Source organism: Trichodesmium erythraeum IMS101, assembly GCF_000014265.1.
Taxonomy (GTDB): Bacteria; Cyanobacteriota; Cyanobacteriia; order Cyanobacteriales; family Microcoleaceae; genus Trichodesmium; species Trichodesmium erythraeum.
In genome coordinates this window covers 6,633,257-6,659,740 of the sequence record NC_008312.1, presented here as the reverse complement: position 1 = coordinate 6,659,740, position 26,484 = coordinate 6,633,257, and the positions used below count along the sequence as shown (strand labels likewise).

15 protein-coding genes are annotated in these 26,484 nt (G+C 33.4%); 9 read left to right on the top strand and 6 right to left on the bottom strand.

From position 1 onward, the window contains the following. Positions 1 to 82: 82 nt before the first annotated feature. Positions 83 to 1,387, bottom strand: coding sequence for a hypothetical protein (locus TERY_RS20830; protein ID WP_011613638.1), 1,305 nt, complete (start codon positions 1,385 to 1,387; stop codon positions 83 to 85). A gap of 116 nt (positions 1,388 to 1,503) precedes the next feature. Between TERY_RS20830 and TERY_RS33765 the strand changes: the two genes are divergently transcribed. After that, positions 1,504 to 1,668 (top strand): hypothetical protein, encoded by a 165-nt coding sequence (locus TERY_RS33765; protein WP_155994547.1) that lies wholly within the window; start codon positions 1,504 to 1,506, stop codon positions 1,666 to 1,668. Positions 1,669 to 2,014: 346 nt separating this feature from the next. Here the strand turns inward: TERY_RS33765 and opcA are convergent, their stop codons facing one another. The 3 genes from opcA to TERY_RS20815 all read right to left on the bottom strand — a co-directional run bounded on the left by opcA (position 2,015) and on the right by TERY_RS20815 (position 7,531). Beyond that, on the bottom strand, positions 2,015 to 3,352 hold the full coding sequence (gene opcA / locus TERY_RS20825; protein ID WP_011613637.1) for a glucose-6-phosphate dehydrogenase assembly protein OpcA: 1,338 nt from the start codon (positions 3,350 to 3,352) through the stop codon (positions 2,015 to 2,017). Positions 3,353 to 4,621: 1,269 nt separating this feature from the next. Next, the gene (locus tag TERY_RS20820; RefSeq protein WP_011613636.1) at positions 4,622 to 5,758 is read right to left on the bottom strand and encodes a saccharopine dehydrogenase NADP-binding domain-containing protein; all 1,137 of its coding nucleotides are present in this window, start codon (positions 5,756 to 5,758) and stop codon (positions 4,622 to 4,624) included. Positions 5,759 to 6,892: 1,134 nt separating this feature from the next. Next, positions 6,893 to 7,531 (bottom strand): methyltransferase domain-containing protein, encoded by a 639-nt coding sequence (locus TERY_RS20815; RefSeq protein ID WP_011613635.1) that lies wholly within the window; start codon positions 7,529 to 7,531, stop codon positions 6,893 to 6,895. Positions 7,532 to 7,724: 193 nt separating this feature from the next. On the opposite strand from TERY_RS20815, the gene hemH reads away from it, so the two are divergent. Next, the gene (hemH, locus tag TERY_RS20810) at positions 7,725 to 8,888 is read left to right on the top strand and encodes a ferrochelatase (protein ID WP_011613634.1); all 1,164 of its coding nucleotides are present in this window, start codon (positions 7,725 to 7,727) and stop codon (positions 8,886 to 8,888) included. A gap of 35 nt (positions 8,889 to 8,923) precedes the next feature. Here hemH and TERY_RS20805 read toward each other — a convergent pair whose 3' ends face one another. Beyond that, positions 8,924 to 9,517 (bottom strand): DUF4126 family protein, encoded by a 594-nt coding sequence (locus tag TERY_RS20805; RefSeq protein ID WP_011613633.1) that lies wholly within the window; start codon positions 9,515 to 9,517, stop codon positions 8,924 to 8,926. A gap of 1,234 nt (positions 9,518 to 10,751) precedes the next feature. Between TERY_RS20805 and TERY_RS33760 the strand changes: the two genes are divergently transcribed. From TERY_RS33760 to TERY_RS20780, 6 genes are all read left to right on the top strand, one after another. Next, the gene (locus TERY_RS33760) at positions 10,752 to 10,910 is read left to right on the top strand and encodes a hypothetical protein (protein ID WP_155994545.1); all 159 of its coding nucleotides are present in this window, start codon (positions 10,752 to 10,754) and stop codon (positions 10,908 to 10,910) included. An 825-nt stretch (positions 10,911 to 11,735) separates the two neighbouring features. Then, on the top strand, positions 11,736 to 13,022 hold the full coding sequence (locus TERY_RS20800) for a Glu/Leu/Phe/Val dehydrogenase dimerization domain-containing protein (RefSeq protein ID WP_011613632.1): 1,287 nt from the start codon (positions 11,736 to 11,738) through the stop codon (positions 13,020 to 13,022). Positions 13,023 to 13,887: 865 nt separating this feature from the next. After that, a complete protein-coding gene (locus TERY_RS20795) occupies positions 13,888 to 14,958 on the top strand; it encodes a trypsin-like peptidase domain-containing protein (RefSeq protein WP_011613631.1) in 1,071 nt (356 codons plus the stop codon). Between the two features lie 35 nt (positions 14,959 to 14,993). Next, positions 14,994 to 15,416: a hypothetical protein gene (locus TERY_RS20790; protein ID WP_011613630.1), complete on the top strand. Its 423-nt coding sequence runs from the start codon at positions 14,994 to 14,996 to the stop codon at positions 15,414 to 15,416. Between the two features lie 924 nt (positions 15,417 to 16,340). Beyond that, on the top strand, positions 16,341 to 18,053 hold the full coding sequence (locus TERY_RS20785; protein ID WP_011613629.1) for an effector-associated domain EAD1-containing protein: 1,713 nt from the start codon (positions 16,341 to 16,343) through the stop codon (positions 18,051 to 18,053). A 29-nt stretch (positions 18,054 to 18,082) separates the two neighbouring features. Then, a complete protein-coding gene (locus TERY_RS20780) occupies positions 18,083 to 19,177 on the top strand; it encodes an AAA family ATPase (protein ID WP_011613628.1) in 1,095 nt (364 codons plus the stop codon). Between the two features lie 3,413 nt (positions 19,178 to 22,590). Here TERY_RS20780 and mtnB read toward each other — a convergent pair. After that, complete coding sequence (gene mtnB, locus TERY_RS20770) at positions 22,591 to 23,349, bottom strand: methylthioribulose 1-phosphate dehydratase (RefSeq protein WP_011613626.1); 759 nt, start codon at positions 23,347 to 23,349, stop codon at positions 22,591 to 22,593. Positions 23,350 to 23,635: 286 nt separating this feature from the next. On the opposite strand from mtnB, the gene TERY_RS37565 reads away from it, so the two are divergent. Then, positions 23,636 to 26,224: an SAV_2336 N-terminal domain-related protein gene (locus TERY_RS37565; protein WP_011613625.1), complete on the top strand. Its 2,589-nt coding sequence runs from the start codon at positions 23,636 to 23,638 to the stop codon at positions 26,222 to 26,224. The last annotated feature ends 260 nt before the right edge of the window (positions 26,225 to 26,484 follow it).

Sequence of the window (26,484 nt, the reverse complement as noted above, 5' to 3'; positions counted from 1 at the left end):
TTTCCCAGATGCACTTAATTGTATGTACGAAAAACAATAATCAGGGGTATAAACCCGGTTTCTTGTTTGGCTGTGTCAATAACTAAAATTGTTGGCCTACAAAAACAGAACGAACTTCACCATTACGACGAACCACAGCTTCCTGGTTTACTACCTTCACAAGAGTCCAACCACTACTGCCAATATTTTCTCCCACATATATCCGACGCGCTACACCATCAATTTCAAATAGGGCAGCGGAACGTTCCCCTAATTCTAATATCCCTACTAAAAGATTAATAGGGGTTTGAATTTGACTGGGTAATACTGCTTCTGTTACAGGTATTTTTGCTGGCATAGGTGGAGGCAATGATACTGGCTGTGTTGGCTTTTCTATTTCTGATTTAGCTTCTACTTTTGTTTCTAGTTCTGGTTCTGAGCTTTTTTCTGGTTTAGCTTGTGCCGTTGTTTTGGCTGGAGGTTTCGGTTTTGTTTTTGTTTCAACTTTCGCCGAACTAGAGCTATTAATCTTAGCTTTAGTTTCTGGTTTGACTTCTGCTTTGGCAGTTACTTGCGCTTCCGGTTTTTCTTGAACTTTTTCAGCAGCTTCTGCGGAAGCTTTAGATGCAGATGCTGCTGATAGCTTTGGGGAAGCTACCTCAGATTGGGTTGTCACTGCTACCGCTGTAGGCATAGGTGGAATTACTACTACTTTAGTTTCAGGAACCCTTAGAGGTTCTTTTGCTAGTTGTGCCTCCATCAAGTCCACCAGTCGATAGAGGGGTAGGAGTAAGCTAGTATTTATGGGTGGGTTAGCTGGTACTGGTATTGTTGGTAAGTTACTACTAGATGGAGCAGGTGGTACACCTAGATTTTTTTGTTGTTTCTGAGTTGCCTCTTGTTGCTCAATCATATTTAGCGATCGCTCAATATAATCTGCAAATTTAGCATCTGCTGCTGCCTTAGGATTTAATGTTTCTAATGATGAATCTGGCTTTTCTACATAGCCTAAATAGCCTAAAATTTTATCAAATCCTCCTCTAGTTGCTAACCACAAAGACAGAGTTACTAATATAGATGTAAAAGCCGCCCCTAAAAGCAATTTATCTAATGATTGATTTTCTTTTTTTACTACTTGTGTCTTAGCTAATTTGATATGTTTCTCTTTCTCAGCATCTTGAGATTCAGTCTTCTTGTCAGGCAAAACTATTTGAGGTATTTTAATTGGCGTCAAAGAAACAATTTCTGGTCGAGTTACTTCCTTTGGTAAGCGACTACCACCATCTAATACTCGGTCAATATCATTGAACAAGTCTTCCATCAAATTTTCAGCAAGACTATCTACACTCTTATGGTCTTTCAGCCTATTGTTTGGTAAATTTTCTGTGTTTTTTTTATTCGTTGTCATCTAAAATCCTCCAAGATTTAGGTTTAGTGAGGTATAGCTGAAATAGAAGGCGCTAAGTCAGAAGTCAGTAGGGGGTTGAATGGCCATTTGTAGTACATTCCCACCACGGACTAAATTTGAGAGGCGCAAGAATATCCGACCTAGTAATTGTTACTCCTATAATACTGCTCTACAATACCATTTCTCAAAAACTTTTCTACATTTATCATCCCAGTGGACCTCCCTCCAAAAGTTCTCCCTACCACCGAGAGAATGAGGGTGGGGGTAGGGAAGTTGCATAAGGCCGTTCATACAACATAAAAAAATTAATATTAACTTGACTTAAATTAAAGCACGCAAAAAAGTTATTTACCTTGTGTTAATCACCTAAATTTCTGAAGTGCCACCTATAGTATAGCATTAGGAATCATAAATTCATATAAAAAATGATACAAAATAGCTCCCCTTCCTGCTGACCATGATACCCTCAGCAGTTGCTTATCTACAGGCTGACTTCTGATTGATTTCATTGAGATTGAGTACAGTTAAATTTAATTGTTTGATCATTTCTTATACTGTGACTCTTTTATTAGGCCAATGTTTCCCCTAGTGATACTTATACCAGTTTCTTACTTCAGCTATACCTCCCTATGTTCTTAACTTCAGCATTTGTACTGTCAATGCTAAACTTTCCTCATACAAAACATCCTGTCCCCAACGTTGTAACTGTTGTGCCATCAAAGCTTCTGCTTTCTGATCGCTTAATGCTGTCACCTGCTCAGTCAAACAAGACTGCGCCTTACCCCCAGACTCTAACCGCATACAACCAGTAGTTTCAGAACACAAAATTGTGCAACAATTAACATCAGCATCTTGATTACTCGAACCTAAACGTAAACCCACCAAATCTCCTGGAACCTCACCAAAGTCAGCAGTAGGAATAGCTCCTAACTCAGCCAAGATTTCTTGATCCTTATTCCCACTAAACTTGATATGGGTAATATCATAATCACCACCTAATTCTTTATAAAATACTGGTTCCCAATTCAGACGACTAGCAAACCAACCTAAAAACATTAGTGCTTGAGCAGCATTTCCTTTTTCATAGTCAATTGTCACAGTATCAACTTCCCATAAAGCTGCCCGGCGTTGGGGAGGATCAAAACTAGCAGCAATTAATTCTTGCCAAGCTGATAGACGATGCCAATTGAGATCAGCAATATAAGTTTTCTTTTCTATCAACTCCTGCATCTTTAAAAATTCTGACTCGGGATCGGAAAAGTAACAAGAGTCCATAATCATGCAATTGCTCGTCTCACACAAAGTACGAAATAATTTTTGCTCTGTGTTAGGGGTCGCTTTCCACCAGACAAACTTTGGTAGTTCGGGAACCATTAATGATTTTATTGTTTCATCTACCCTTTGCATTGCTGACTTTGTTCCTCGGAGGGTGACATACTCACTACAAACTAGATTTGAGTTACTTTGCTTCTGAATTGGGCAATAGGCAGATACTTGAGCTGTAACCCCTGTATCTTCTTCCCCCATAGTTGGACATAGGGTCATAACACGACTAGGGTTTTGAGCAGCGATCACATTTGACATACTAAACCCCCTCAGATTCACATTTGTGATTTTTTGAGAGTCTTCTGGTTTTTTGGCAAATTCTTCCCGCAATTTAGCTAGGGTTTTAGGATCTACTCTACCTGTAATTGTCAGTTTATAGGCTTTTTGTGCCTCTTTAACTGCATTTCTAGTTTCTGGCCCATGAATACCATCAATTGGACCATTATAGAATCCTAGTCCTCCTAGCAATTGTTGGAATTCTTCCGGTTCATAAACTACTATACTAAAGGTGGCAGCTTTAGTAGCAATGGAAGTTACTTTACCTTGATTTTGACTAAGCCAGATTTTACTTAGTTCTTCTTCTATTTCTCCTAGGGAAATATCTTTTGGTCGTTGTAAGGCTACAGTTGTTGTAATCATCTTGATTTTTTGTCCTTAATGTGAGTTTTTTAAATTGGGATCATGAATAATTTAATAAGACTAATTATTGAAGTTAAATAATTGGACTATATTATACACAATAATATATTTTTTTTTCATATGCTATAACTATAAGTTAATTACCAAAGTATTTAATAATTGTAAGCGATCGCGCTTTGTTGAAATAACTTAGTTTGAATCAGCTTACTGCAAGTCCCCAGCGACTTGAACGGAGTGGAAAGAAGCAATAATTAAGAGTGGAAGTTTATTGCTTGGGTTTCATGGCAATGACAACTTTTCATCGGATTTTATATGAGATAAAGGGTTGACTCATTTATCTCTCAAATAGATACATTTTATATAACCTCAACTGTTATCTCTCCTGGGCTCAAACTTTCTTCCTTAAGCAAAAGCAGCAGCATCTTAGCCACGAGCCAATATATCTTCAGTGCTAAGGTTCGTAGCTTACTCCTTGTGAATTTTTTTGTGGAATTAAGTATTCAAAACCCAACTCCTGAGCAAGATAAATTAACTAACCACCGGTAACTTTTAGGCTTTTCAAATTTGATAGTCATACCCTTTTTAGGAAAGTTCACATCAGTTAAGTCAATGGCAAAAGCAGTATGATGTTTATTGTTGCACCGTGGAGAGAATGATATTCTATAATTTTATTGAGAGATAAATTTTCCTTATTATAAAAACCATAAATTCCCCAACAATAGTCAAAAGTTTTAAGAGGGAAAATTTATGTTTGAAAGCCCTTCAAAGTTATACTAATTTCTATGCATTAATGCTACGCTTAGAGAATACTTTAGTCATTAATTAATTCATACAAAAGAATAACTTTCTTGCTAATTTTAGCTCAGTTAATGTTAATTATTCTTATGTTGTAGAGATGCTCTCATACAACTTTCCTACCCCTCCACTGTCGGGATTAAGGGTAGGTTACTGACTTAAAGTGCCAATTTTAAAACTTTTTCATCAATAATATAATACCAAATCCGGTTATGAAAGGCTAGTTCCTCCAAATCCTTCTAAATTTTCAGCATAATTGCCTCCAGTTTCCTGCCTTACTATTTTAATCAATCTCCCTTGTCAATCGGATTTGGTATAACCTATTATTCAGTACCCCAAAGCAAGATACATTTTGTAAACTATTATTTAATTCTACTAGAATTAAAACTTAGATATTATTGATCATAATTTATAAGTCTATCATCCTTAAATATTTATCAGAGTTACTGACAACTTATAAGTAGAAGTAAAACTTCAGTTCAAAGGTTGATAAATCACACAGTTATCACCATAATTTTTCACAAAACCACGGCTCTGCATTACCTGTTCAAATAATTCCGTAGATAAACTATTTTCCACAGATGAAACACCAGGTTTATTCAACTTTCCAGATAAAATTAATTCAGCAATACTACCAGCACCAATACCCGTAACAGTTGCAGTATCTTTATGCATAATTGACGAGGAAAAATCAGCTTTTTTCCCTGACTTTTTCCCAATAACTTTTGCTTGAATTACTACACCAGTACCACTATATTTATCAGTAAATTCAGTCATTTTATAACTTACTTGAGACAAAAACTCTATTACCCCTAAATTATTTAACCAACTAACAGGAAATAAATGAGCAGTCATCCAAGTCAGATGATTATAAAAGTCAGGAAAAGAACCAAACTTTGTAGTTACAGTATTCACAGGAAAAGAAGTAGCTAGAGTCAAAGATTCTGGCATATCAAACCAATAAACTCCAATTTTACCATAGGGAGCTGGAAAGTCAATAACTTGGCGATCGCTATAAGGTTTAACAGATTGCCATTTACCATTTATCCAGGCATCAAAATGACTTTGTAAACCTAAAAAAGTTGTCCGCATAACTGTTACTCCTGCTCCACCGGAACCACCTACAACATAACTTAAATGTATCTCCTCTGGCTCATCAAGTTTTTCTATAGATTCACGGGATAAACTATTAGAAATTCCTGGAAAAATTCCTGTATTAATAATTGCTGTAACTCCAGCTTTTTTGGCAGCTTCAGAATATTCTAAAGCTTTACAAGTAAAACCTCTATAGTCACTAATATCGATATAATTAATGCCAGCTTTGATGCAATTTTTTAAAACATTAGCATCTCTATAATGAAACGGACCAGCACAGTTAATCACTAAATTTTTAGAGGACTTATTGTAAGAATTAATAATATTTTTTACCCTTTCTTTGTCTGCTAAATCTAGAGCTAAATATTTAACTCCAGAAATTGGAATTTCTTGGATATTTGCTTCTGGTTTACGTCCGGTAATAGTAATTTCTGAGTTGGTATAAGTTGCTAAATCTCGAGCAACACTACTCCCAATTCTGCCGTATCCACCTATGATTAAAACTTGGTTAGTCATTTTATTTATCAGTTATCGGTTATCAGTATCTCCGACCATACAAGGCAAGATATCATACTAAATCTGATTATTATAGACTGATTACAGGGTGAGATAATACTATTCTCAGTAACTTTTTAACTTAGGCTTTATAAGAATTAGCATTAACTTAGTTTTTCGTGCCAAAAATTTCTTCCTTTTGTATTAATTATTTAATAACTGAAGTAAAAAAAAGTTATAATTAATGTATTTAAATTAGTCTGATATACAGAATATATAATCAGCTTTTATTCCATCAGATTTGTTATCATATTTCATTTTTTACTCATAATTAATATGAGATTATAGGCAACATCAAGATGTACATTTTTACAAGATATTTCTGCCATATAAAATACAAAGTAAATAGTGAAAATTATGTATTCCGGGCATCTTGCCTGAGTGGGTGGACCTTATAACAAAGGAAAGCGCTGTATATTAAAATTAATCAGGTGGGTGGAACTTGATTTATTTGTATTAACAATAAACTTTGTTTTCTTTCCCAACCTTGAAAACTAGAATCTTAAAATAATTTCATTGGGAAAATTATGAGGTATGATATGGCAGTTTTGCAACAATCTCTTGAGTAGAAAAAAATCTTACAATAGGTATTAAAATGGGTTTACAATAAGGCTAACAAAGAGAAATACTTTCTGGGGTATAAATCGGATTATAATTGAAACTTAGTAAGCTAGGAAAAAAGATATTTTCAGAGACTAATATTTTAGAATATATACCAATCCTCAATGTTATGCACATCCATTGAACTTATAAAAAAAATAACTCCAAATCCATTTCCTCTGCCACAACTACCTCTTGCTTCCTGTCTTCAAGCAGGCTAAACCGTTTAATCTTGAGATAGGATTATCTAGATTCAGATTTTAGTAGCAATTATAGCCTCTATCAAAACTTTATAAATTATTGACCAAATTATGTCAATTTATCACTTATATTCTTAAATAAGATACTCTCAAAAAAATTGAAAATGCGAATTTTGCTTGTTTTCTTTCTTCCTTTTATTTGACTTATTATAACTCAAGATTAAAACTACAGTTGAATCTGGGAAAAATTATAATTTTTTGGATAACCCAGAGTTAGTATTCAACTACTATCTATTCATTTTTGAACCTGAATTACCTGAAGACTACCACCAGCATATAAAATAGGTAATGGTAACTTAGTATCAACTAAATTAAATCCTATTGTTGTCAATAATTCCAATATATTTGTATTAATAAATTTCCAAGAAGTTTCAGTTTCAAATAACCATAAAAACATGGCAAACCCAGGCCAAAACAAAGGATTAGTTGGACTGTGAAAATCAACAAAAGTAAAAATTCCACTAGGCTTCAGAACTCGATAAACTTCTTGAATAATTTGCCGTAATTGTTCATAATTCATCTCATGTAAAGCCGCACTGGTATGTACTAAATCAAATTGATTACTTGAAAATGGCATATCCTCAGCAAATCCCTCAACATATTTAGCTGATGGCACATTTTTTTTAGCTCTATTTATTGATAGTGGTGAAGCATCTAACCCTGTAACACTTTGGGAGTATTTAGCCAGAAAATTAGTCCCTTGACCACTACCACAACAGAGGTCAAGTATCTGAGTATTTTCCTCAATGATTAATCCTTCTAAAGCTAGTTGGCGAAAGCGAGTTTCTCCCCCAACACTTAGGGATGCTAAACGGGAAATTCCGTCATACAGCCATTGATATCTATAGCTCCAGTCTCTTAAAATTGTTGCCATTGGATTGAAAAGTCAAAAGTCAAAAATAAAAAAACAAAAGTCGCAAGTATATAAATTAGGTTTATACTTAATCACTAAAAGAAAATAGATTTAGGCTTATGGTTGACTCTACATTATTCAGAAAATATAATTAAAAAAATATAAATATTTTAAGTTTGGTAACAAATATCAAAATGGGAGCCTGATTAACACTATGAGTCGTGTTGGAATATTATTACTTAATTTAGGTGGGCCAGAACAACTTGAAGATGTACGTCCCTTTCTTTTCAATTTGTTTTCTGATCCAGAAATTATTCGTCTACCCTTTCCTTGGCTACAGAAACCTTTGGCATGGTTCATTTCCACTATGCGTTTTCAAAAGTCTCAGGAAAATTATAAAGAAATTGGCGGTGGCTCTCCATTAAGATCAATTACAGAAGAGCAAGCTCTGGCTATTCAACAACAGTTAGAACAAAAAGGACTACTGACTCAAATGTATATAGGAATGCGTTACTGGCATCCTTTTACAGAAGAAGCTCTCACTAGAATTAAGCGCGAGCAAGTAGAAAAGTTAGTAATCCTACCACTATATCCTCAATATTCTATCAGCACAAGTGGTTCAAGTTTTAGATTGCTTGATAAACTTTGGGAAAAAGACTCAGAACTGAAGAAAATTGAATACACTGTTATTCCCTCTTGGCATCAACGACCAGGATATGTTCAGGCAATGGTAGAATTAATTACTCAACAATTAGACCAATCTCCCAACCCAGATCAAGTACATATCTTTTTCAGCGCTCATGGTGTACCGGTCAGCTATGTTGAAGAAGCCGGAGACCCTTATCAGGCAGAAATTGAAGAGTGTGTAGATAAGATAATGAAAACTTTGAATTGCTCTAACCCTCATACTTTAGCTTATCAAAGTCGGGTTGGCCCAGTGGAATGGTTGAAGCCTTACACCGAAGATGCTATCGAAGAATTGGCTGCTGGTGGAGTTAAAGATTTATTGGTAGTTCCTATTAGTTTTGTTTCTGAACATATTGAGACTCTACAAGAAATTGACATAGAATATCGTGAACTAGCAGAAGAAGCTGGAATTAGTAATTTTTACCGAGTACCTGCTCTGAATACTCACCCAGTATTTATTAATGATTTAGCAGATTTGGTTATGGAAGCTTTAGATGCTCCAAGCCGTGATTTTTCTGATGCTATTCAGATGAAAAAAATTATTAAAATGTATCCCCAAGAAAGATGGCAATGGGGCTTAACTACTACAGCAGAAGTCTGGAATGGACGATTAGCAATGGTGGGCTTTATGGCTTTGTTGTTGGAGTTGATTACTGGTTATGGTCCCTTACACTTTGCTGGTTTATTATAAATCTGGGGGCATTGGGCCCCTTGCTTCTATTAATCTTAATCAAAATTACTACTATGAGTTTGTGGCTGAAGACTACTCCCTCGTTTTGTTTTTCCTTGATATAATTTGTACCAATCTTGATAGCTATGAATGGCTAGCCATAACAATAGTAAGGCAATTAATCCTCCCTGTTGCGGTGCGTCCAACGCAAAAATTACTAAGCAAATGCAGAGAATGTCTTGAGATAAAAGCATCCAAACAGGTAAACCGCGCCACCGAAAAAACCACCCAACCTGAACTATTTGTAGCACTAAGGCCAATAAACCTCCGACAACTCCAATAACTATGATTAACCAGCCCTTTGAATGAGTAGCCTCAGCGATCGCCATACTCATAATTGTTCCTACTATGGGAGAAAATATAATTTGAACTAAATTGAGAACGCGTTGGCCTAAGAGATGTTTTGAGGCAAATATTTCAAATAAAGACCAACTGACCAAAATTCCCACCACTATTTGCGGCGATATTTTAGAAAGCATAGGCACTTTTGCCCATAGGTCATTTTGTAATAAGCCTATTAGCAGTAGGGGTAGAGCTATTCTAATGCCTGCCGCAGCTGATGCAGATAAGGCAGCGAGGACTTCTAGCATATAGTACAAACATAAAGTACAAAAAAAGCATTACTATCTATTTTACCCTTTTTTTTTTCTGATAATTACTAAGAGTTTAAGGGGTTTAAGACCTCAGGGGCATGGGGTATAAAGGTGATGACCAGTATTTTTGCACTTTGGGATCTAGTTATTAGACTTTTCCCGAAAAGGTTCTCAAACCCTGATTATATGGTTATCAAGTTGGTATTTTGGGAATTATCTATTATGTTTAAGTGTAACCAGGTATTTATCCCCTACTTTTGATTTTTCTCGGTAGACCAAACTCAGGACTTTTCATGGAATGTCTATACTGGCTTTGGTTTGTGACAATAGTACAGCTTCGGTAATGGTAAAATTTTTAAATTTATAGCAACAGGAATTACTCAAGTACTACATAAGTAGCGTTCTTGTATAGGTAAAAATATTTGTATTAAAACAAAACATTAATTATTAAAAAATTACTAAAATGTAACATTAATTATTAAAAAATCAAAAATATGATACAATAAAAGTTTAATTAATTACAAATTGTGAAAAAATATTATGGTCTATTAAAAAAGAATTAGTCCCGTAAATGGAATTGGTAGTATAAAAAAATATAAAAGCTCGGAAACAATATCAGGTAAAAATAGTTAGCACTAAAGGAATTATTTCGGAATAAAAAAAGCAGCTCATATAGAGTTTTTTCTAACAACTTGGACAGAATATACTACTATTAATAACCTTAGTTAATACAGTAAATATGATGTAAACTAGCATCTATTTCTAGATGGAAAATCCAAGAATTTTACATATTAATTAAGCAATTAATAAGCTCCGGGCTCCTGTAAATATTGTCTGAAAACAATAAACCCTAATCTTCATACCTTGCAAAATTTTAGTGTGAGGAAAAAAAATAGATTGGGAAAATAAGAAAAACTATTGATTAAAAACAGGGATGAATTGTGATCAGACTATTTGGCATCACAATTTAAATATTCTTCAATGAAAATTAAATTTATGTGACTCTGATAACTCAAGCGTTTTTAATCAATAGTCAAGCGATCGCGAAGCATAACGGAGTTTCAACCCATAAAACAAAGTGTGAAGATCGTCGCATAAGTAAATACTAATCAAAAGATATCGTCAAGTTATATAATCGTAAGACAAATCATACCTCTGATGAGAGAGAAAAGACAATCTTTAAATCCTATGTAGTCCCATAAGCACAACAAAAGTCTTTCTAGATAAATTTTTGACTCTATTAAAATTAGCCCAAATTATCCGCTTTAAAAGAACAAAAACACAACAAAAACAAAAAAATCACATAATTACCAACGCCTTTGCTATAGAAAATAAATTTTCACCAGAGGGAAAGTTAGACGAAGCGATCGCTTCTACTCAAAAAGCCTAAGCTATTAGGAAAATGCCTATTTGACCAGCTTTGAAACAATTTAGAGAAGGCCTGGCTTTAAAGCGGAGTAGTGAAGCGATCGCTACTTTTCATATTTTCTGTGGCAATAATTCTCAAACCTTGCTATAGATGCACTCATATTTAAGATCACTTATCAATTACAAGCAACTAGAACCTCTCAGCTCCAAATTGAAATACCCAAAGTCAAGTTTTTTTCCTAAATCTTGAAAAGACTTACTATTGAACTTATTTTTTGGTCAAGAGAAGATCAAGATTTCAACCTCAGTATAAATTTAAATTTAAAAAATGCACTCCTACAAGACCCATCAATTCCTGTGGATAATTAATATCATCTCCGGTTTGAATACCTAACACTTTGGAGAATTTCTGCAAGAGACCCTCTGGCTCTGGAGCAGAAAGATAGAATTGGCACTTACTGTCCTGATGTTTTTTGATAAGTTATGATCCGGACGTAATACAATAAATTAATTAGCATAAAATCTTCTTAAATTTTCTTAATCATTACAATCAATCAAGAGATTTATGATCTGAATAGGGTTTGCTGAAAAATCTTGACAAGTGAAGATAGAAATCATCACTCAGAATAAATGGGAATTAATTAGGAAGTAGCACCCAGAATTGCCCTTTTTTTGATTCTTCTATCTGGTGTTTGCCCAAAATACTAACATACACGATCTTGAGCAACCCAAAAGCTAACACTTTTGTCCAGGTAAAAAAAGCACTTGCCAATATCAGTCAATGCTTTAAAAGTTAATCAGCAAGCCCTAAATACCAACATAATTTTATTTATAGAAAGAGGTATTGATGTCAGATTCTTTGTTTGATGATGCTAGTCGTAGGTTAGAAAGGGCTTTACAATATGTTTCTCTTTCAGAAGATACAAAAGAACGTCTCAAATACCCTAAAGCTACCTTAATAGTTTCTATTCCTGTCCGGATGGATGATGGCTCATTACGAGTTTTTCAAGGTTATCGAGTTCGTTATGATGATACAAGAGGACCCACAAAAGGTGGCATTCGTTATCATCCCAATGTGTCTATTGATGAAGTAAAGTCTTTGGCTTTTTGGATGACTTTTAAATGTGCTGTTGTCAGTTTGCCTTTTGGAGGGGCCAAAGGTGGCATTACTGTTAATCCTAAAGAATTATCTCGGATGGAATTGGAACGTTTGAGTCGGGGGTATATTGATGCGATCGCTGATTTTATCGGTCCTGATACCGATATTCCTGCACCGGATATGTATACTAACCCCATGATAATGGGTTGGATGATGGATGAATACAGCATTATTCGCAGACAACTAAGTCCGGCAGTTATTACGGGTAAACCTGTGAGCATCGGTGGTAGTTTGGGAAGAAATACTGCAACGGCAATGGGTGCTTTTTTTGCTATTGAAACTATTATGCCGAAGTTTGAATATACTCCTGAAAAAACTACAGTAGCAATACAAGGGTTTGGTAATGCCGGGGCGTTTTTAGCTGAGTTACTATGTCTTCATGGTTATAAGGTTGTTGCTGTTAGTGATTCTCAGGGAGGTATTTATTCTGCACAAGGTTTAGATATTCCAAGTATTCGTCAATATAAGGAAGTTAATAAACAGATACAAGCAGTTTATTGCAAGGATAGTGTTTGCAATATTGTTGAGCATACAGTTTTGACTAATGAAGAACTTTTAGCTTTGGATGTTGATATTTTAATTCCTGCTGCTTTGGAGAATCAAATTACTGAGGAAAATGTCAAAGATATTCAGGCAAAGTTTATTTTTGAAGCTGCTAATGGTCCGACTACTTCTGGTGCAGATAAAATTTTAGAAGACCGTGGAGTTTATGTATTTCCTGATATTTTGATAAATGCTGGTGGTGTGACTGTCAGTTATTTTGAGTGGGTACAAAATCGTAGTGGTTTGTATTGGACTTTGGATGAAGTTAATCAAAAATTGAAAGCAAAAATGGTCGCAGAAACAGAGAATATTTGGCAAATATCTCAGGAGTTATCTATTTCTATGCGAACTGCTGCTTATGTGCATGGTTTAGATAGATTAGGACAAGCAATTAATGCTAAAGGAACTAGAGCTTTTTATGCCAAAAGGTAGTTCAGTTATTAGTTATGAGTTCAAAGTTTCTTGAATCTGCTATTTGTAAGTCATGGACTCTTTGGTTAATTAGGGCTTGCTGATTAAATATAAAAGCATTGACACATAAAAGTATTAGCCTTTTTTTGTCGAAGAAAAATTCCTGGTTTTCCCTCCTTACAAGCTGAAAAATTTAGCACTTTGAGCTTTCCCATAACTAAATAATCATCTTTAGAAGCTTTATTATAAAACAGCCCCATCCTTTCCCCTCTTTTGAGGGGTTTCGTGACGGGTTTATTCCTTAAAAAGATTTTTTGAGCAAACCCTATCTAGTTTTCATTTAAATTATATCATATATTACGACTTATCGGCAGATTGCTATATAATTTTTTTTTACTGCCCAAGTAAATAAAAATAATGGCTTACAGTGATTTTAAATTAGGGGATTTAATCAAAAACTTTATCTGAAAAATTAATAGAATTTCTAAAATATTTGAGGATGCTCCTACATTTAAATATAGTTAAATTTTGACTATTATTATCAAATAAAATATAGATTTAGTCGTCCCAATTAATACATCAAAACTATTAATCATATTATTATATTATAACTTTACCACAATTACTAGCAATTTGACAAGGGTTGATTACAAAAATATTCTATTGTATTGGGTATATTTAAGCCTAAGTTATAGCCAAATTTTAAATTGGTTTTGTGATTTTTTGATTTTTATTTTCAAGGAAAAATTTTGATTCAGGCTCCTGTCTTAACAATTATGAAAAATAAAAACGAAAACTCTAAACTTCAGCTAAATACTTAGATATTCCATAGAAAATTAGTAGCTTTATATAAGTTAGAAAATATTTATCACCCTAGGAATTAAATATGACATTATCAGGTTTTGAAACTGAAGAACTATTTGAAGCTTTATTAGATTCTTATAGAGACTATGGCAAGCTTCAAAGAATGGTTAGATTTAAGTTAGAAGAAAATTTAGAAAGATTTGCCGGGAAAGGTGATTTAGAAACAGTCGTTTTTAATTTAATTGACTCAGCAGAAGCTCGGGGAAAATTAAAGTCTTTAATTATAGGAGCTTATGAACAAAATCCTGATAATCAAAAGTTAAAAAAATTTTTTCACACAATCTCAAAAGACTTTCAGAAAAGAGCAATTTTAGATTATGATTTGACTCCCATTAGAGATTTTGGTCCGAATATTGATTGGCATGGAAAAACTGACCAAATTGAATTACAAGGATTATTTAAAAAACAACCAGATTGGTATGATGTAGGATTTTTGCAGAAAATTATTGAGCAAGCTAAATCAGTTTGTCGGCTTGATGTACCAAATCTAAATATTACAGCAACAGGGGTATTAATTGCTTCAAAATATGTTTTAACTAATTATCATGTGCTTAAACAAAATAACAATAATAATCTTGAGTTAAATGCCAAGAATATTCGTATTAGTTTTGGCTGTTTTAGTTTAAATAACAGTAGAGAAAGCACATCAAAATCCTTTTTATTAGATTCTGAAAAACCTATTATTTCCTCTAGTCCTGTAGGAGAACTTGATTATATTTTACTACAGCTTGAAAAAACTTTTAGTCAAGCTTTAGATTCAGAAGATACAAAGATTAAACCTGCTAAATGGCAGCCTCATATTTTCCTCTCTGAAGCTGATAGTATTAATATTCTACAACATCCCAATGGAGAATCAATGAAACTTTCTATTACTTGTGATGGAATTACAGGAGTTTATCCTCATAGTGGATTAGTTCAGTATATTAATAGAACAGCAGGAGGCTCCAGTGGTTCACCCTGTTTTAATGAAAATGGAGAATTAGTAGCTTTACATCATGCTCAACGTTCTAAATATTTTGGCACTATTCGTGAAGGTATTTTGTTTAGTTCTATTCATCATGATTTAGAACAAAAATCAATTCAACTTAACTAAATTCTATTTATTAAATCATTAAATTACTGAAAAATATGAACCGTTCTATTATTGAAACTGAACTACAAGCATCAGAAACAAAATCTGATATAGATAATTATTTCGACAAGATAGTGAAATATATTCCTTCAGAAATAGTAGGAGTATGGATTACTATTAAAACTATGGTAGAAGGAAACAATAATGTTCCTGAAAATAGTATTTTATGGGGAATATTTATTTTTTGTTTGTTCTTAACTTTCGCTTATATTTGTTTATTACCAGTCAGTTCAAAGAAGAAACCTACTATTAAACAAGGGATTATTTCCGTAGGAGCATTTATAGTTTGGGCGATCGCTATTGGTGGAAAACCATTTATTTCTATTAGTTGGTATCAGCCTATTTATGGCTCAATATTAATGGTGCTTTATACAGTAGTTATTCCTCTAATTCCTCTAGAAAAACGTAAATTAAGTTAATTGAATAAGCACAATAATAATCAACTAATTTAAATTTAAAATCAAATATATATTGAGCGATCGCTACTCCTAAAAAAAAATCTATATTAGTTATTTTCAGGATATTTATAGCTAAAATTTTAAAGCAAATTAATACAAAATTTGCCTATAATTTATTTGAATACAACGTAAATTAAATTAATTAAATAAGCACAATGATAATCAACTAATTTAAATTTAAAATCAAATATATATTGAGCGATCTCTACTCCTAAAAAAATATCTATATTAGTTATTTTCAGGATATTTATAGCTAAAATTTTAAAGCAAATTAATACAAAATTTGCCTATAATTTATTTGAATACAACGTAAATTAAATTAATTAAATAAGCACAATGATAATCAACTAATTTAAATTTAAAATCAAATATATATTGAGCGATCGCTACCCCTAAAAAAATATCTATATTAGTTATTTTCAGGATCTTTATAGCTAAAATATTAAGGCAAATTAATACAAAATTATGCCTATAATTTATTTGAATATAACGTAAATTAAATTAATTGAATAAGCACAATGATAATCAACCAATCTCAATTTAAAATCAAATATATATTTAGCGATCGCTACTCCTAAAAAAATATCTATATTAGTTATTTTCAGGATATTTATAGATAAAATATTAAGGCAAATTAATACAAAATTATGCCTATAATTTATTTGAATACAACGTAAATTAAATTAATTAAATAAGCACAATGATAATCAACCAATCTCAATTTAAAATCAAATATCTATTGAGCGATCGCTATTTCTAAAAAAATATTTATATTAATTATTTGCAGGCTATTTATAGCTAAAACTTTAAAGCAAATTAATCCAAATTTATAGCTCTAATATTTTTAGAAAAAATGTAACTTGATTAAATTAAACAATCACAATAATGAACTTGTCTAAATCTGAAAGGAAATATCTATTTAAAGCTTTAGAAGATGGCTATCGAAGCTATGATCAACTTAGAATAATGTTTAGATTAAATCTAGAAAAAAATCTTGAGGAGATTGTTAAACGAGACCCTCTTGACAATGTTATTCTGGCATTAATTGAATGGGCTGAAAGTCAAAATAAACTATTAGACTTAGTTTGGGGAGCTAATGATCAAAATCCCCATAATTTGCCAATTAAAAACATAACTTATCAACTTTTCTACATTACCGAAAAACAATGGGAAAAGTTATATAAATTACTCTCTCAGATTCATCCAACTTATTTAGATTTAGCTTTTCAGGAAACCTTTCAACCAAAAGAAATTGTGGAAGTTGATCCAAGATTAATTAACTTAAAATCCTTAGAAGCTGAAGAAACTCAAGATACTTTAAAAGATAATTTAATTAAAAAACGAGAGCAAAGTTCAAGAGAAATTCCCGTAGTTTTAGAATTTGTTGATTATTTAAGCAGAATGCCATATGAACAAATAGATATATCACTTCAGACAATATTATCAAACCCTAATTATCTTCCAACAAAATCTACCATTCCCAATGAATTTAAAACATGGGTTTCAGAAGTTTCTCATCAACTAAATATTCAATTAGAGACTCAAAAACAAAAGGAAAGTAGATCTAATTTAAAAATATGGCTTTCAAAATTTACTGCTCGACTCCAGAAAAAAGATACCCTATTAAAGACTCAAGAAAAAAATAAAAATCTATCAAAATTCTTGCCCACAGAAAAAATTCAGCCTTACTTATTAATAAGTTTAGAAGATGCTGGTTCTGATTTACTATTGCAAGGTGAGTTAGTCCTAGAAAAAGATCATAGTAAGAAAATTCTGAAACAAAAACCTATTTATATTCAGGAGCAAACACAAGCTGTTAGATGTGCAAAAAACTTCAAAAAAATAGGAAACTGTCTTAAAAAATTTATTCAGAAAAGTTATTGGAAATTACAACATTATCGTTCTCGAAATAGTAATATTAGGTTTGAGCCGTCAATCATTATTGAATTATTCTTGCCTATCAAATATTTTTTAAAGCCCATGGAAGCTATCCCTTTACCAATAAAAAATTCAACACTATTTGCAGGAGAAAGTAGAAAGCTTTGTTGTGAGCACCCATTAACTTTTAGAATTTTGGAAAGATTTGAAACTTATCAAAATAATCGTGAATATTTACTGAGATTAGAAAATAACTGGCAAGAAGTAAATGATTTTTTTATATCCCAGTCACCATTAACTTCAGAAATAATTGAAAATAAATTTGAACATCATAGTCGCTATGAAAAATGGAAAATACTAGAAGCACGTTTAAGAGACAATCAAAAAATAGGAATAAACATTATTTCACCTTTAAAAAATATTCAAGAAATCAAAGAGATTATGAAAGCAATTATTATTGCTGGAATTCCCATTGCATTATGGAGTATTAACCTTAAATATACTCCTGAAAAGTTAAAAACAAACTTTCTGCAAATCTTAACACTGCAAGATATTAAAAGTTTAACCAGTCTTTTAAATTCCATAAAAAAATTACGAGAAGAAGCTTATATTGATGATAACAATGAAGAAAAACTAGGATATGGCTTAGGATTTTTATGTGATAACCCTTACCGAATTTTATCAAGATTTGAAGAAGACGATGCCTACACTTTTGGGTAAAATAAAATAAAAAAAAAGGAGCATAATTAATGAGCCATTGGCATTTATTTCAAGGGAATGGAATTAAAGAAAAAGGAGTTGAAAAAAAACTCTTAAATATAGAGCCTCCTCCTTGGCGTAAATTTGGGGAAACAACAGATATTAAAGTAAATGAAAAAGGAATTGACAGTAGATGGTTAGAATTAAGAAAATTAGCAAAACAACAAAAAAAAGGATTAGAAAGAGGTAAAAACTTTCGACTTCCTCAACAACAAAAAGAAGCAAAAGATGTAATTAACAGTGTTAACGCAGCAATTTATTTGAGAAGACCTTTATTAATAACTGGAAAACCAGGTTCTGGCAAAACATCCCTTGCTTATGCCATTGCTTATGAATTAGGTTTGGGAACTGTATTATCTTGGTCAATTACAGCAAGGTCTGCTTTACAAGATGGACTATATCGTTATGATGCTATTGCCAGGTTACAAGATGCTCAATTAAAAAAAGAACAACACATTGGAGAATATATTACATTAGGTGCCTTAGGTACAGCATTTTTACCTTCTCAATTTCCTCGGGTTTTATTAATAGATGAAGTTGATAAAAGTGATATTAATTTACCCAATGATTTACTCAATATTTTTGAGGAAGGAGAATTTATTATTCCCGAATTAATGCGTAGAAGTAAATCTAGAAAATCAGCAGAATCTTCACAAGAATTTTCACAAGAATCTCCACAACAATTTACAGTTTGGACACAAGATGAAGACAAAGTAACCCTCAAAACTGGAAAAGTAAAATGTGCAGCTTTTCCTATTATTGTAATGACAAGTAATGGAGAAAGAGATTTTCCTCCCGCATTTAAACGACGTTGTTTAAGAGTGACAATGCCAGACCCAAAAGAGGAAGCTTTAAAAAGTATTGTTCAAGCTCATTTCGGAGATGAATTGTATAATCAAAATCAGGACTATATTGGGGAATTAATTAAAGAATTTTTGCCCAAACAAGAAGAAGGTGAAGCATTTGACAGAGCAACAGATCAGTTACTCAATACAATTCATATATTAACTCAGTCAAATAGTCCTCAAGATGATAATAATATTGAGTCTCTTAAGGAAATTTTGTTTAAAAATTTAAGTCAATAAAATTTTGAAAATTTATAAATCTCTAAAAACTTATAAAACCTAAGTTAGGCAAAAAAAATCAAAACCAACAGAAGCATCACATCTATTTCATAAAACCATTAGCCAACCTAAAGTTATTATCTGCCAACCATCTTTTCCTGGGTTTTGTACCTGAAGCAAACCTACAGTTATTCCACCAAAAAATTATTCCACCAAAAAATTATTCCACCAAAAAATCATAACACCTAGGTTAGGCAAAAAAATCAAACCCAACAGAAGCATCACACCTATTTCATAAAACCATTAGCCAACGTAAAGTTATTATCTGCCAACCAGATTTTTCTGGGTTTTGTACCTCAACCAAACCTACAGTTATTCCACAAAATTATTCCGCCAAAAAATTATTCCACCAAAAAATCATAAAACCTAGGTTAGGCAAAAAAAATCAAAACCAACAGAAACATCACATCTATTTCATAAAACCATTAGCCAACCTAAAGTTATTATCTGCCAACCACCTTGTCTTGGGTTTTGTACCTGAAGCAAACCTACAGTTATTCCACCAAAAAATTATTCCACCAAAAAATTATTCCGCTAAAAAATCATAAAACCTAGGTTAGGCAAAAAAAAATCAAACCCAACAGAAACATCACATCTATTTCATAAAACCATTAGCCAACCTAAAGTTATTATCTGCCAACCACCTTGTCTTGGGTTTTGTACCTCAGCCAAACCTACAGTTATTCCACCAAAAAATTATTCCGCCCAAAAATTATTCCACCAAAAAATCATAAAACCTAAGTTAGGCAAAAAAAAATCAAACCCAACAGAAACATCACATCTATTTCATAAAACCATTAGCCAACCTAAAGCTATTATCTGCCAACCACCTTGTCTTGGGTTTTGTACCTGAAGCAAACCTACAGTTATTCCACCAAAAAATTATTCCACCAAAAAATTATTCCACCAAAAAATTATAAAACCTAGGTTAGGCAAAAAAAATCAAAACCAACAGAAACATCACATCTATTTCATAAAACCATTAGCCAACCTAAAGCTATTATCTGCCAACCACCTTGTCTTGGGTTTTGTACCTCAGCCAAACCTACAGTTATTCCACCAAAAAATTATTCCACCAAAAAATTATTCCACCAAAAAATCATAAAACCTAAGTTAGGCAAAAAAAATCAAAACCAACAGAAGCATCACATCTATTTCATAAAACTATTAGCCAACCTAAAGTTATTATCTGCCAACCAGCTTTTTCTGGGTTTTGTACCTCAGCCAAACCTACAGTTATTCCACCCAAAAATTATTCCGCTAAAAAATTATTCCGCTAAAAAATTATTCCACCAAAAAATCATAAAACCTAGGTTAGGCAAAAAAAATCAAAACCAACAGAAGTATCACACCTACTTCATAAAACCATTAGCCAACCTAAAGCTATTATCTGCCAACCAGCTTTTCCTGGGTTTTATACCTCAACCAAACCTACAGTTATTCCACAAAAAAATTATTCCACCAAAAAATTATTCCGCTAAAAAATTATTCCACCAAAAAATCATAAAACCTAGGTTAGGCAAAAAAAAATCAAACCCAACAGAAACATCACACCTATTTCATAAAACTATTAGCCAACCTAAAGTTATTATCTGCCAACCACCTTGTCTTGGGTTTTGTACCTCAACCAAACCTACAGTTATTCCACAAAATTATTCCGCCCAAAAATTATTCCACCAAAAAATCATAAAACCTAGGTTAGGCAAAAAAAATCAAAACCAACAGAAGCATCACACCTACTTCATAAAACCATTAGCCAACCTAAAGTTATTATCTGCCAACCACCTTGTCTTGGGTTTTGTACCTCAACCAAACCTACAGTTATTCCACAAAATTATTCCGCCCAAAAATTATTCCACCAAAAAATCATAAAACCTAGGTTAGGCAAAAAAAATCAAAACCAACAGAAGCATCACACCTACTTCATAAAACCATTAGCCAACCTAAAGTTATTATCTGCCAACCACCTTGTCTTGGGTTTTGTACCTCAACCAAACCTACAGTTATTCCACCAAAAAATTATTCCGCCCAAAAATTATTCCACCAAAAAATCATAAAACCTAGGTTAGGCAAAAAAAATCAAAACCAACAGAAGTATCACACCTACTTCATAAAACCATTAGCCAACCTAAAGCTATTATCTGCCAACCAGCTTTTCCTGGGTTTTGTACCTCAACCAAACCTACAGTTATTCCACCAAAAAATTATTCCGCCCAAAAATTATTCCACCAAAAAATCATAAAACCTAGGTTAGGCAAAAAAAATCAAAACCAACAGAAACATCACATCTATTTCATAAAACCATTAGCCAACCTAAAGTTATTATCTGCCAACCACCTTGTCTTGGGTTTTGTACCTCAGCCAAACCTACAGTTATTCCACCAAAAAATTATTCCGCCCAAAAATTATTCCACCAAAAAATCATAAAACCTAAGTTAGGCAAAAAAAAATCAAACCCAACAGAAACATCACATCTATTTCATAAAACCATTAGCCAACCTAAAGCTATTATCTGCCAACCACCTTGTCTTGGGTTTTGTACCTGAAGCAAACCTACAGTTATTCCACCAAAAAATTATTCCACCAAAAAATTATTCCACCAAAAAATTATTCCACCAAAAAATCATAAAACCTAGGTTAGGCAAAAAAAATCAAAACCAACAGAAACATCACATCTATTTCATAAAACCATTAGCCAACCTAAAGTTATTATCTGCCAACCACCTTGTCTTGGGTTTTGTACCTGAAGCAAACCTACAGTTATTCCACCAAAAAATTATTCAACCAAAAAATTATTCCACCAAAAAATCATAAAACCTAGGTTAGGCAAAAAAAAATCAAACCCAACAGAAACATCACACCTACTTCATAAAACCATTAGCCAACCTAAAGCTATTATCTGCCAACCAGCTTTTCCTGGGTTTTGTACCTCAACCAAACCTACAGTTATTCCACCAAAAAATTATTCCGCTAAAAAATTATTCCACCAAAAAACCATAAAACCTAAGTTAGGCAAAAAAAAATCAAACCCAACAGAAACATCACACCTACTTCATAAAACCATTAGCCAACCTAAAGTTATTATCTGCCAACCAGCTTTTCCTGGGTTTTGTACCTCAACCAAACCTACAGTTATTCCACCAAAAAATTATTCCGCCCAAAAATTATTCCACCAAAAAACCATAAAACCTAAGTTAGGCAAAAAAAATCAAAACCAACAGAAACATCACACCTACTTCATAAAACCATTAGCCAACCTAAAGTTATTATCTGCCAACCACTGTCTGTTGGGTTTCGTGCTTCAACCCAACCTACAGTTATTTTTACCCTTGGCCTCCTTTGTTAAGCACCATTAGCCGACCCAGCTCCCTCCTCTAATGGATAGGTAAACCTAAGCGATACCCCTCTACTGCCGCACGGAACAAATAGTCATAGCATTCAGCCTGAGTCTTCGCATGGGCCCAATTTTCACCCCAGACATAGACCCCATGACCAGCAACGATCACAGCATCCACATCCGGGTTATCCTCAATAGCCGCCGTCAGGCTATCTGTAAGCTGGGACTCACGGGTAGTATTCGAGATAATAGGGACCTCAACTGTTTCAAAACAGCCACGTCCACGCAAACCCTTTTGCATCTCTAGGTTGCGGGTACGAAAAACCCCAGGCTCACCATTAGGGGAGCACAGACGTCCAGCCAACATAGCCCATATCGAATGGCTGTGAAGAACCGCCCCAGCCTTCCGCAGTCGGTAAGCAGCCATAAATAGAGGGGTACACTCGCTCAGACGTAAGTTAGAGTTAGCCGCTGGCCGTATAACTTTTGCACCATCAAGTGCCCTAGCATCCAGGAGAAACACATCATCCGGGGATATCCGTTCCTTCTGCACCCCCGATGGAGTAATGTGGATCCCATCTTCGTCACGGATGGAAATGCCCCCACCAGTACCACTAGCCCAGCCCAAGTTGTAGAAGTGTCGACAGAGCTCGCAGACCAACTTATCAGTATCACTTTGATACCATTGTTTTTCCTTAGTAACCACAGAACTAGAATATTGATTCATTTCAATTATTACTTTATAGCCATAAAAGTATATTAAAGGATTTTCATTAGAACTAGAATATTGATTCATTTAAATTATTACTTTATAGCCATAAAAGTATATTAAAATATTTTCATTATTTATGATATTTGCCACTATAACTAAAATCATATAATAATAAAAATAATAGTAATAGTAACAAACTTAAAATTGCCATCAAAACAAAACTAAAAAAATAAACATTAAACAGCAATATTAATATTCTTACTTTTACCTTAAATACTCCTGAAACCAAACAAACTGCTCACCTAAACCAAACTTAAAATTATTTCACTATTATTCCACTATTTAATTATCCTACCCCTTATTCTTTCTTATGAAATCTCCCAATAATAATCAACAACAAAAAATTGAAAAACTAATCAAAACTTTAGGTATAGACCTAGAATTTACCGGAAGAGAAATAGCCGAAATATTATGGTTATCATTAAAACGCCAAGAACTAATACCAACCAAAAAATCAACCAAAACCCAAACAAACATTGATAATCAAAATAAGAAAAAACCAAACATCCATCCCAACTCACCCCCCCATACCCCTAAAAAAATAACATCAACCCCACATCCTAAAACTCCCCAAAAAACAACCCTTATTTATTTAGACATTAGAGATAACACCAAACAAAAAATAGACACTCAAAAAAACTTACCCTTAAGAATACCCGACGCCCCCTCAATACCAAAACCATTAGAATTCGCTAAAGCATTACAACCTCTAATGCAAAAAGTAAACTCCCCAAAAAAAACAACCTTAGACGAAATAGAAACCGTAAACCAAACAGCCAAAAGCGGTATTTGTATTCCAATATTAAAATCAGAACCCGAACCTTGGTTAGACCTAGTTTTAGTCATAGACAAATATAAATCAATGACTTTATGGCAACACACCATCAAAGAATTAAAACAACTCCTCAAAAATTATGGCATCTTTCGAGAAGTAAAAATATGCCGACTATACCCTCAAGAATTAGCAGCAATTCAAAAACAAAAATACACTCAAAAAAATCAAAAAAACTCAGATAAAATTTTACTAACAGCAGGAATAGGAAAACAAAAAACTTTCCCTAAAACTCAAGAATTAATAGACAGAACAGGTCGTCGTTTAATATTAATAGTAAGTGATTGTATTGCACCCTTTTGGCATGACGGTTCAATACTATCAACCTTACGAGAATGGGGAGAATACCAACCATTAGCAATTTTACAAATGTTACCAGACTGGATGTGGAGAAGAACAGGTTTAAGAATAGGATCCTCAGTTCAACTACAAAATTTAGTACCAGGAAATAGCAACAAAAACTTGATTATTAAAGAATTTTTGTTATGGAGAAATCTCTTATTAGAACAAGGAATAAAAATTCCCATATTAACTCTCCAACCAGAACTAGCAAAAGTTTGGAGTCAAATGTTAATAGGTAAACCCGAAGCATTAGTATCAGGCTTTCTTTTGCCAAATGAACTTCACCTAAAATCTGAAAATTTACCAGAAAATAAAATTGAAAAATTAAACCCAGAAAAAAGAGTTCATCGTTTTAGAATGAACGCTTCTCCTATAGCCAGAAAATTAGCAAGCTTATTATCTGCCGCACCAATGATATGCCTTCCCGTAGTCAGAATAATTCAAGCAAAACTTTTATCACAAGCTTTACCTATTCATACAGCCGAAGTATTTTTAGGAGGTTTATTAAAGCCAACCCAAGAAATTACTCCTGACACAAACTCAGAATTAGTAGAATATAAATTTGTAGACGAAAAAATTAGAAATATCTTATTAAAAAGTGCTCCAGTCAGTGATTCTCAAAAAGTTTTTGATGCAGTTTCTCAATATTTAAAAGAGCATTTTGGGAAGTCAATGAAAGAATTTGTAGCCTTATTAAAACTACCTACAAATACGGAAGAAACTGTGCCAGCTTTTGCCGAAATTGGATTTAATATCTTAAAAGAACTAGGGGGAGACTATACAGCTTTTGTTGAAAACTTAGAAACAGGTGGAATATTTTTTCCCTCAGATATCGAGGTTTTTAAGTATGAGTATAAAACTCCCAAAGTCAACCAAAAAGGAGAAATTATTAAGGAAGATATTAACTCTGCCCGATACTTTAAAGAAAGTCTTCGAGAAAAGGTAGAGCTAGAAATGGTTTATATTCCTGGTGGTACTTTTACCATGGGTTCTCCTGAAAATGAAGAGGATAGCGAAGATGATGAACGGCCCCAACATCAGGTAACTGTTCCTTCCTTTTTTATGGGCAAATATCCAGTAACTCAAGGACAGTGGAAAGCGATCGCCACTCGAACAGACATAAAAGTAGAACGAGACCTAGACCCAGAGCCATCATATTTTAAACCATACGAAAGTATAGATAGATGGCAGAGACCAGTGGAGCAGGTAAACTGGAACCAAGCAGTAGAATTTTGTAAAAGACTATCAAAACTAACAGGAAGAAAGTACAGGTTACCCAGTGAAGCCGAATGGGAATATGCTTGTCGTGCAGGAACGAGTACACCATTCTACTTTGGAGAAACCATAACACCTGAGTTAGCTAACTATAATGGCAACGATACTTACGGCGACGGGCCAAAAGGAGAAGATAGAAACCAAACAACTCCTGTAGGTAAATTTCCACCAAATGCTTTTGGTTTATATGATATGCACGGAAACGTTTATGAATGGTGTGCTGACGACAGGTATAATAATTATGTAGGAGCTCCTACAGATGGAAGTGCTAGAATCAACAGTAATAAAAATAGTAATAAAAATAGTATAAAAGTACTTCGTGGCGGCTCCTGGATCATCTATCCTTGGAGGTGTCGCTCTGCGTCCCGCTCCTACTGTATCTCGGACGAGGCGGACAACTTCTATATTGGTTTTCGTCTTGTGAGTTTCCCCCCCAGGACTTTTGAATAGCCCTTTGCCCTCTTGCCCTCTTGCCCTCTTGTTCTTTACTTCCCGCTCCGCGGGAAAAATTTTTTAGAACTAAATGTCAAATGTCTTAAATCTGAGACAGATGACAAAAGCCTTAAGTAAAAAAATGACAAAATTATCAGTTCTTCAAAATAGGCATTAGGTTTTAGGCGTTAGGTTTTAGGCTTTAGGTTTTCTCGGTGTTAGATCAATAGCTGATGATAGAGCTGAAGCATTAGGGGTTCTTCTCCCATACACATAAT

Excerpts from the sequence above, each read along its gene's own strand:
- TERY_RS20785 (WP_011613629.1), top strand. The coding sequence starts at position 16,341 with ATGAACTTGTCTAAATCTGAAAGGAAATATCTATTTAAAGCTTTAGAA.
- opcA (WP_011613637.1), bottom strand. The coding sequence starts at position 3,352 with ATGATTACAACAACTGTAGCCTTACAACGACCAAAAGATATTTCCCTA.
- mtnB (WP_011613626.1), bottom strand. The coding sequence starts at position 23,349 with ATGAATCAATATTCTAGTTCTAATGAAAATCCTTTAATATACTTTTAT.
- hemH (WP_011613634.1), top strand. The coding sequence starts at position 7,725 with ATGAGTCGTGTTGGAATATTATTACTTAATTTAGGTGGGCCAGAACAA.
- TERY_RS20805 (WP_011613633.1), bottom strand. The coding sequence starts at position 9,517 with ATGCTAGAAGTCCTCGCTGCCTTATCTGCATCAGCTGCGGCAGGCATT.
- TERY_RS20820 (WP_011613636.1), bottom strand. The coding sequence starts at position 5,758 with ATGACTAACCAAGTTTTAATCATAGGTGGATACGGCAGAATTGGGAGT.
- TERY_RS20795 (WP_011613631.1), top strand. The coding sequence starts at position 13,888 with ATGACATTATCAGGTTTTGAAACTGAAGAACTATTTGAAGCTTTATTA.
- TERY_RS20815 (WP_011613635.1), bottom strand. The coding sequence starts at position 7,531 with ATGGCAACAATTTTAAGAGACTGGAGCTATAGATATCAATGGCTGTAT.
- TERY_RS20790 (WP_011613630.1), top strand. The coding sequence starts at position 14,994 with ATGAACCGTTCTATTATTGAAACTGAACTACAAGCATCAGAAACAAAA.
- TERY_RS20780 (WP_011613628.1), top strand. The coding sequence starts at position 18,083 with ATGAGCCATTGGCATTTATTTCAAGGGAATGGAATTAAAGAAAAAGGA.
- TERY_RS20830 (WP_011613638.1), bottom strand. The coding sequence starts at position 1,387 with ATGACAACGAATAAAAAAAACACAGAAAATTTACCAAACAATAGGCTG.
- TERY_RS20800 (WP_011613632.1), top strand. The coding sequence starts at position 11,736 with ATGTCAGATTCTTTGTTTGATGATGCTAGTCGTAGGTTAGAAAGGGCT.
- TERY_RS37565 (WP_011613625.1), top strand. The coding sequence starts at position 23,636 with ATGAAATCTCCCAATAATAATCAACAACAAAAAATTGAAAAACTAATC.